This is a genomic window from Erwinia oleae, assembly GCF_000770305.1.
Classification (GTDB): Bacteria; Pseudomonadota; Gammaproteobacteria; order Enterobacterales; family Enterobacteriaceae; genus Erwinia; species Erwinia oleae.
In genome coordinates, this window is record NZ_JNVB01000108.1 from 1 (window position 1) to 8,245 (window position 8,245).

The 8,245-nt window shown below is 49.6% G+C and carries 11 protein-coding genes and 1 pseudogene; 1 reads left to right on the top strand and 11 read right to left on the bottom strand.

The annotated features are described in order from the left end of the window. From GS12_RS24735 to GS12_RS23740, 11 genes and pseudogenes are all read right to left on the bottom strand, one after another. A pseudogene (locus tag GS12_RS24735) lies at positions 1–68 on the bottom strand (type IV secretion system protein); the annotation flags it as partial. Next, entirely contained in the window at positions 61–198 is a 138-nt protein-coding gene (locus tag GS12_RS24875) for a hypothetical protein (RefSeq protein ID WP_000825479.1), read from the bottom strand. The pseudogene GS12_RS24735 and the gene GS12_RS24875, both read right to left, overlap by 8 nt. Positions 199–288: 90 nt before the next feature. Then, positions 289–1,362: a type IV secretion system protein gene (locus GS12_RS21315; protein WP_034950623.1), complete on the bottom strand. Its 1,074-nt coding sequence runs from the start codon at positions 1,360–1,362 to the stop codon at positions 289–291. A gap of 10 nt (positions 1,363–1,372) precedes the next feature. Continuing rightward, positions 1,373–1,600 carry an EexN family lipoprotein gene (locus GS12_RS23735; RefSeq protein WP_072016936.1) on the bottom strand — a complete coding sequence of 76 codons (228 nt, stop codon included), beginning with the start codon at positions 1,598–1,600 and terminating at the stop codon, positions 1,373–1,375. Positions 1,601–1,613: 13 nt separating this feature from the next. Further along, a complete protein-coding gene (locus GS12_RS21320) occupies positions 1,614–2,318 on the bottom strand; it encodes a type IV secretion system protein (RefSeq protein ID WP_034950626.1) in 705 nt (234 codons plus the stop codon). A 17-nt stretch (positions 2,319–2,335) separates the two neighbouring features. After that, positions 2,336–5,074 carry a VirB4 family type IV secretion/conjugal transfer ATPase gene (locus GS12_RS21325; protein WP_034950628.1) on the bottom strand — a complete coding sequence of 913 codons (2,739 nt, stop codon included), beginning with the start codon at positions 5,072–5,074 and terminating at the stop codon, positions 2,336–2,338. A 12-nt stretch (positions 5,075–5,086) separates the two neighbouring features. Continuing rightward, on the bottom strand, positions 5,087–5,392 hold the full coding sequence (locus GS12_RS21330; RefSeq protein ID WP_034950629.1) for a TrbC/VirB2 family protein: 306 nt from the start codon (positions 5,390–5,392) through the stop codon (positions 5,087–5,089). Further along, positions 5,389–6,099 carry a lytic transglycosylase domain-containing protein gene (locus GS12_RS21335; RefSeq protein WP_034950632.1) on the bottom strand — a complete coding sequence of 237 codons (711 nt, stop codon included), beginning with the start codon at positions 6,097–6,099 and terminating at the stop codon, positions 5,389–5,391. The genes GS12_RS21330 and GS12_RS21335 overlap by 4 nt, the downstream gene beginning before the upstream one ends. 117 nt (positions 6,100–6,216) lie before the next feature. Further along, positions 6,217–6,435, bottom strand: a complete 219-nt coding sequence (locus GS12_RS21340; RefSeq protein ID WP_032722781.1) for a hypothetical protein — start codon at positions 6,433–6,435, stop codon at positions 6,217–6,219. 4 nt (positions 6,436–6,439) lie between these two features. Next, complete coding sequence (locus GS12_RS21345) at positions 6,440–6,655, bottom strand: hypothetical protein (protein WP_004178170.1); 216 nt, start codon at positions 6,653–6,655, stop codon at positions 6,440–6,442. A 71-nt stretch (positions 6,656–6,726) separates the two neighbouring features. Further along, positions 6,727–7,182: a transcription termination/antitermination NusG family protein gene (locus GS12_RS23740; protein WP_072016937.1), complete on the bottom strand. Its 456-nt coding sequence runs from the start codon at positions 7,180–7,182 to the stop codon at positions 6,727–6,729. A gap of 249 nt (positions 7,183–7,431) precedes the next feature. Between GS12_RS23740 and GS12_RS21355 the strand changes: the two genes are divergently transcribed. After that, positions 7,432–7,791, top strand: a complete 360-nt coding sequence (locus tag GS12_RS21355) for a helix-turn-helix domain-containing protein (protein WP_034950652.1) — start codon at positions 7,432–7,434, stop codon at positions 7,789–7,791. Positions 7,792–8,245: the final 454 nt, after the last annotated feature.

Genomic DNA, 8,245 nt, shown 5'->3' on the forward strand with positions numbered 1-8,245 from the left:
CGTTTATCCCGCTCAATCATTTGCTGCTCAAAGGTGCGGGATTCAGCTATTAATTTCTGTTCACTCATGACTGTTTAACTCCGCCATAATTTGAGGGGTGTTTACGGGTTCTCCCTTACCGCTAAATGCAGAGGGAGGCGTGTTCTGGGCGCAACCAGAAAGCGCGCACAGCAAAGCCAGCGCAATCAAGCGTTTCATCAATGATTTCCTCAACTGAATTAGGAATATGAAAATATAATTATATTTTCATAGATTGGTGTTTCGGGGGATGGACTGGAGACGTCTGGCCTAGCTGTTGAACTTATTAACCGCGGAATCTCTCGACTGTGCCAGCCTCCGCGCTTCGTTCCGGGCTATCATCTGCTCAATCGCGTATTTACGCGCTTTGGAAGCGTTATAGCCTAACTCACCTCCGGGCTTGCCGGGCTTACCTGCATTTGCATCCTTCCAGCCCTGAATGTTGTCCTGGGCGGAGCGTGTGGTATTCCTTCCGGCACTCGCGGCCAGTTTCCCGGCACCAAAAGCAGCCGCACCGATACCTACTGCGGCCAGCCCCTGCATGGATACGGTAGCACTAGCCCCGGCCAGCGCTGCGGCCAGTTTTGCGGAGAGATAAATCAATATTGCCGCACAGATACCTGCAAGACAGACTTGCGCTCCTAGTTCTACGATATTTGCCTGGGCTGCACCTTGAGTTGCTAATGCAAGCCTTGAGTTTAAGTAATTAACCACAATCCTTAATGATAAAGAAGAAAGGAGAATTGTTAATATGGCTGCAAATATGTTTTGTAGCCAGTTATTAAACATGGGGCGAAGGAAACCATACATAAGGCAAAAGATGAATATAGGTGCTGTAATACTCAGCAATAAGATCATTACTTCCGCTATCATGGAAACGAACGCGGTGATAATCATTAAAACGAATATTCCAAGCCATACATAAAATTGAGCAGTCATTCCCTCATCTTTTATATATGTGGAGTTGTCCATATCATGTAATGTTTTACCTAATACTTTTGCATTATTCCATAAGCTATCTAATAGCTGCCATATGTTATCACTGCCAGAAAAGCCCTCTTTTAACCCGTTGATAGCGTCGATAACACCATCGAGATAACCACTAATATTTGCCACAAAGGAAAGGATGATCGCCATCCTCATGATGTCCCACATCGTATCTTCCATCGGCGTGGATAGCTTACCTGCTAACGTCTGGTATCCACGCCACATGATGTAGATAGTGGCTGACGTAACCGCCAGCCCCATCATCATAGAAGAGTACGACATCATTAATCCCTTTGTGGCGTCCGTTATTCCACCTATCAGGTGCTTTTCAACACCAACAAAAACACCACCGGACATATTTACCTCACTATGAATTTAAATCGACAGTCGGAGCATTTAATTGCTGAATTTGCCAGTGAGCTTCGTTCGCATTTTTACAATTTTCCGAAGCGCTCCCTGTTTTTTGACATTTTTCGTAAACAGCTTTTAGTTCTTCTGGATGGTCTTTATACCATTTGGTGGTTTTAGCCTCTTCTTTGCACCCACTAACTAAGCAAACTGATAATGTCAGGAGAGATATTGTTAATAAACGCATGTTGTAGTTCCCTTTAGCTATTTAAATCAACTGTTGGCGCGTTTAACTGCTGCTGATTCCACTGTTTAACGCGCTCCGCCTCAAGCACTTTTTCGCGCTTCTCTGCTGCTTTCACACTCATTTCCCATTGGGTGGTAAGCGTATTCAGCATGACAGATTTTAGCTGAATACTGTTTGCAAGGTCTTGAGATTCTTTCGAATCTTTGGCTAACGCTACCCTGTTGGAGAGGCTGTTGATCTCCCCCAGGGTCTGGCTTACCTGATTCTGAACCTCGTCGGTTTGCTCAAGCTGAATAGCCTTGTTGATGACCTGCTGCTTGCATACGTTGGCATAACTCCCCGATTGTGCCGTGTTGCAGGTGTCGAAAATTTTATACTTCTCGTACAACGCATCGAACTGCCCGGAGGAACCGCCGGAGAGAAGCAAGTCATTCAGTGCCTGTCCGGGCTTACGCAGTTTTTCAAGGTCAGCTTTCAGGCCTTTGGCCTGGTCAACAAAATCAGCAATATCACGAACGCCAGTGGCCGTCGCCAGTTGGTCTTTATATGCCTGTATTTGTGACTGGTAGTGTCTGGCCGTTTCCATCCAGCGTTTTAACTCCTGCGCCCACTGCACGTCCCGCATAGGGTCAGCATCAACAGCGACGGGAATACCAGCATGAGCCAGTGGGCTTGCAATTACGCAAGCCAGAATAAGAGTACGAAAGCGAGTTTTCATCGTATATCTCCTTTGGGTCAGAGCGCTTTAGCCAGGTAGGTATCCAGCCATTCATGAGGCTGCATTCCTTCCCGGTAAATCGATTCGAATATTTCGAGGTTGGGGGCATCGCCGCTCATGACTTTGGTGTATCTGCCGATACCCGACAGGTCGAGCGTGACGCGAGCGGCAAAACGTTTGGTATCGCCGCGCTTGAACTGATTTTTCACCACAACATACTGGCGGGCTTGCGGGTCAAGCCCTTTCACCACGTCGAACACTTCCGGTTCAAACTTCATGCCGTCAACATAGTGTGCGCGGTCGGCGTTGGGGTTCGCCGCCAGAATCTGTGTCCCGCACTGCTCAATCACTGCCGGGGCGATATCATCTTTGATGATCTCTGCCGGGGATTGAGTACCGACGACCAGCATCCCGTTCAGCTTACGGATGGTTTTCAGCTTGTTATAAGCAAAGTCCTTAAACACCGGGTCGCGTAACCACTTCCAGAATTCATCCATGAAAATGACCAGGCGTCGCCCGTCAAGCAGGCTGGTAATGCGGTACAGCAGATAAAACGAGATTGGCGCACATACGCTTGCATCGTCCAGGAACTCCGTTCCGTCGATGCCGAAGTTATCGCAGTTGCTGATATCGAACGTGTCAGACTCGTTATCAAACACCCAGCCGAACTCACCGCCCTGCGCCCACTGTGACAGCCGAATGCTAAGGCCGTTTTCCTGGGCTTCTTTCGTAGCCGGCTCAGGCAAATTTTCCAGCATTCGGGTAATGCCGTAGACGCGATATTGCGGCTCGTCATTCATCACAGCATTAACCGCATCACTCAGACGGCGTTCATCGCGTGGGGAGATCGTCGAGCCGTTGCGGGTACAAAGGATTTTCATCAATTGCTTGATGAAATTGATATTGCGTTTGGTTGCAGGCAACGAGAACGGGTTCCACCCTGTAGACTCACCACTGATAACCCGGTAGTAACGTCCACCCAGCGCCCGGATGTTCATCTCTGCGCCCCGGTCTTTATCGAGGTAAACGGTTGTCAGCCGTTTGGTTTTGGCATCCGGGGAGAAACTATCCTCGCGGCCGTATTTCTGCTGCATGATCTCAAAGAACGTCATCAACATGGTTTTACCCGAACCGTTCGTACCGAGGATGCAGGTACTGGCCGGGTTCTTCTCGTTGAATTCGTCCTTATCTGCCAGTGTGTTATGCAGGTTGATATAGTAGCCATCACCTGACGGGGTGCGCAGTAAAGCCATCGCATCCCCCCAGGGGGCTTTATCGCGCTTGCCGGGATAGAAATTATGGAGTGCGGCCAGCTCCACAAAGTTCTGACTACTCAGCTCCCCTTTACGTGGCCGCAGGTTGTAGTTGCCTGGCAGTTGCGCCATATACGCCGCTGAAAGCGATATTTCTGCCGGAACAGGCGTTATCCCGATGTTGTTCAGCGCGTTACTGATTTCGTTAGTATCAGCAACCAGGCTTTCCAGCGACGGGGAATACACCATGATGGAAAAATGGTGCTTTCCGTAAGCTATTTTCCCCGATGTCAGCAGGTCAAGCGCCACATCCAGATCCAGCCTCTGGGAAACAGCATCGTCGTCGGCACTCATCAAAAGGCGACGGGTACGCTTAATGGCCTTTTTCGCTTCCTCGCGTGACATGCAGGTGTAAGACTGCGTGATCACGTAATCGCAGGGCGCATAAAGAAGGGAGTCCATCATTCCCGTGGCGGTTTCTTCGGAGAACTCTTTAACCTCCAGCCCCCGGAAATATTGCGTACCGTTGGCGTGGTTTATCTGCCCGGATTCAGCCGAAAAGAACAACGCCGCCGCTCCCATCACGTCATAGGCCGGGGTGCGGGTGACGCGCACCTTTCGCCACTGATGCGTTAGCAGATATTCATAGAAAGACAGTTGCGACGAAAACACCGCGTTTCCTTCGGTAAACGTACCGAGAGGCCGCGCACCATAGCGCGACAGCGCGGTATCGAGCGTGCTTTTTATTTCCAGCATTTCCAGCAAAGCACCGTCCAGCTCCTTTAGTTTCTGGCTGTCTTTCATTCGTTTGCGTTCTGCTTTTTCAAGGCTGACAAACGGGCGATAGCAGACCGTCAGGAACAGGCGGTTGCGCCGGAACAGACCGACAGAAGCATAGTAAAGACGGCTAACTTCATCTGCATACGGGTTGCCGGAATCTTTATGAAGATTGTCGGTAAACGTATTGCGGTCGTTATGGATATAGAAAGTAACGGGCATACCTTCGAATGAGCGGATTAGTCCGTGTAACTGGTTCGTCCCGAACTGGAGCGATTCGTCAGACTCGCAGTCGAACGGCGTTCCCATCAATTCCCAGGTGCAGTACAGATCGCTCTTAGGGGAACGAACCACATGCTGATGAATGTGCGATGAGTACGGGATGTACTTCTTGATGGTGGCACACTGATTTAGTTTCATGGCGTCGAGAAACTCCTTGATATCAACATCATCATGCTCAACGGGCATAAATGTTGTTGCGCCAAATAAACGGTTTGCTACCGGCTTTCCCTTCGCTCTCAGCCATACGGCAATCAGATTGAACCGCATCGGTTCATTTCTGGTGAGGGACTTCATCACCAGAAATTGCACAGGAAGTAAGAACAGGAGAGCGACGGAAGTCCAGATAGCAACGATGATGGTTACACCCGTGACAGCCAGCAGGGGCACCATTGGCACCCCCCACAGCGCGGCCGGGCGTTTCATTGCCTTGAGCAGCTTTGCCATATATTCAGCCTCTTAGCTCATCAGCAGAGCGCCGATTTCACTGCCTCCGCCAATTAAAATACCGCCAATGATGATGTAGCCGCACTGCGACAGGCTCTCGCCTTTCCACAGGGTCTTATAGCCAATCCAGATCACGGCCACGGTGATCGTGATAGCCGCCAGACCATGCAGCCCGCTGGATACCTTCTCCATGACGGTATTTGCCCGGCTAAAACCATCAGCGAACGCCGGACTGGCAGCAAAAACGCTCATGGCCGGAGCCAGAACATAAGCAGATGCACGGCTGATTAATTCCTTTACCTTACTGAAAAGTTTCATTTTTCTTCCTCTTTCGTTGTTACATCGCGATTTCCGCGCACAACCTGCGCGGGGTAATAGACGGTGGCCGCCTTTTTCTGGCGGAGTTGAGCCGGAACGCCGCGAACGATCGCCCCCGGCCACACCACGCGCGGGCGCGTCGGCGCATCCACAGGCGTAGCTTTCAGGGTGGCCGCTGGGGTTGCGATATCATCGCGGGTGCCGGGAACGGCATAGCGGGTATCCGCCGGGGAGTAGCCAATCCGCTGTACATAGCTCGTCTTTGAAAAAGCGGGTTCCTGCTGTTGTCCGGTACTGAAATTGCCGGAGTAGTAGCAGCTCAACGCCCTTTTCAGGGTGCCGCCCCGCTGGTAGCAGTCGGTGATGATTTTTTCGTAGACGGAAAGATTGATGCAGGGATTGAAAAGGTCAGTAGCGGTGACGCCGTAACGCTTAAAATTGGTGCTGGTTATCTGCATCAGGCCAACAGAGTAGCGGCGACCTTTCGCCTCAATCTGATTGGTGATGCTGACTGCATCCTCCTTACTTTTTGGCATGTGAGTAATAAAGCCTTTATCGCCGGGTTTCCGTTCGGGCTTAGGCACGATCTCAGCGATGGCATAGGGGTTGTAACCGGACTCCACCCTTGCCACATCGAGGGACGTAGAAGGGTGAACGGCGGCGGCACACTGCATAGCCACCGCCAGAAAAGCAGTGGTGGAAAGCATGGCAACCTCAGAACAGAAAAATGGTGATCAGCCAGATGATGAACAGAACGAACAACCAGCCAGCGAACGCAAACCAGGCATTGGGATTGTCTCGATTCATTGTGCTGTCTCCCTGTTTTAACTGACAGGAGCAGCCTGCGGCGCTGCGTCATCTTTAGGTTCGAGGAGTACCAGCTTGCCGGAAACGGAAATACCGGGCGTGATCATGATGTTCAGCCCCGGCTTGCCATTGTGTGCGAAGGCCGCACCGACTTTCGTCCAGTACGTATTTTTTTCGCCGTTCTCGCCGGGCTGGGTTTCCTGCGTGACGTACACGTTATAGGTGGGTTTTCTCATTGCATTACTCCTTCTGTTTTTCTGCGAGTAGCTGCCGGAGCAGCTCGGTACGGGCTTGCTCACCAAATTCATCCATCAGGAACTGGAGAAAGGTGCTTGGCCGGATATTTGATTCAGATAAGTAGCTAATTTCACGGGCTTGCTTTGCTAACTCCTGATAGCGCTTTTGCCCGATGTAAATAACAGCCGTGCTTGATTTGCCTGGTACGCTTTTCGGCATGAGGGAAAAACTCCTATGAAAAAAGCACCGCAGCTTATGAAGCCTGCGGTGCAAGGGAGGTCAGGTTGTGGTTAGTGGTATTGGTTCTGGAGTAGTTTTGAAAAGGCTACCTGGCGTTGGAGCGGAGACCTTATCAGAGAGAGTTCTTGAATTTTTGCCAGCAAATCCGGGGCAATATTTCGACACTCGATAGCATCTTCATCAGGATTGAGCGCCATCAGACGGGCGCATTCAATCGCTGTTATCACTGATTTGGGGATGGTGCAGGGTGTTGAACCGAAGCTGACAAAACCATGCGCGCCCGGAATTGATGTGATAGTCGATGTATGCGTTATGTTGATGTCAAAGCAGAGGAAAAGATAATTAGGAAACAGCACCTTCTCTTCCTGACGTACCGCCCGGCAATCCTTACGTGGCGTTACTTTGATATAGCGGGGGCAAAACACCTCGACATCCAGTCCCTCGACTCTTCGGGTGATGCGTTCAACATCCTGATTGTTGCAGTATAAAACGTACCATTCATACATAAGATCCTCCCTAATGGGCACAAGCCCCCATTTTCCGCCGTCCTAAGTTGGCGGAACTTAGAGCGCGTACTCATAGCTTAACTGTATAAATTTACAACTGGTATTTTATACAGTCATTTCGGGGTGTCAACATCAAGAACTGCTAATGATAATAACATTAAATCACTCAAAATCAACCATCACTCAATATCACAACATTTGAGTGATTTGTGACTTGTAAGATGAGCCTTCCCAAAAGGGGGGGTAAATATGGTGCCTAAGCGATTAAAAGAAGCCCGGAAAGCAGTAGGTCTATCTCAAGAAAAATTATCAGAATTGATTGGAATTGAAGGGGTTAGCACTCGTTCCCGTCTATCAAGCTATGAGATAGGTCGAACCGAGCCGCCCTTTAGCTTGGTGCAGAAGATTGCAGATGTTTTGGGATATCCAGAGTATTATTTTTATACAGTGAATGATGTCACTGCAAAAATATTGCTGGAAATGCACAAGAATGGAAAACAGCCAACAAACGGAAGCATTGCTGACGAGGCGCGAAAAATGGCGGAACAACTTGATGACGCACGAAAACTGGTCGCCCAGCTTACAGAATGCCTGAAACATCGCCCGTAACCCTGCCGCGCTTCGCTTGTCCAACCCCTGATTTCTACACAAAAAATTTGCGTAAAAATCAGGGGTTACGTGTTTTAAATAGATAGGGTAACGATGGGAGGATGATCTATATTTATAGTCTCAATGTTATTGAGATTCATACAACTTTATGATTTTTGGTAAGAAAACAGAGTTGCTTTTTTCGGGATCTTTGGCGAGATAATTGATCCTAATGTAACATCGTGGTAATTTACCGACGTTTACAGTATTCATGCGGGTGGGACGTTCCCGGTAATAGCGTCCAGGGAAGGGGGAAAGCAGAAGCTTAACCCCTGAATGCAAAAACCCCCCGAAATCTGTCATCAACTTGGCGGAAGAGTCAGATATCAGGGGGCCATAAAGCAGGCTGGGTGCCTGCAAAGGATTATAGCAAATGCATAACCTAACACAACCCCCTTACACCGCCATAAGTGCT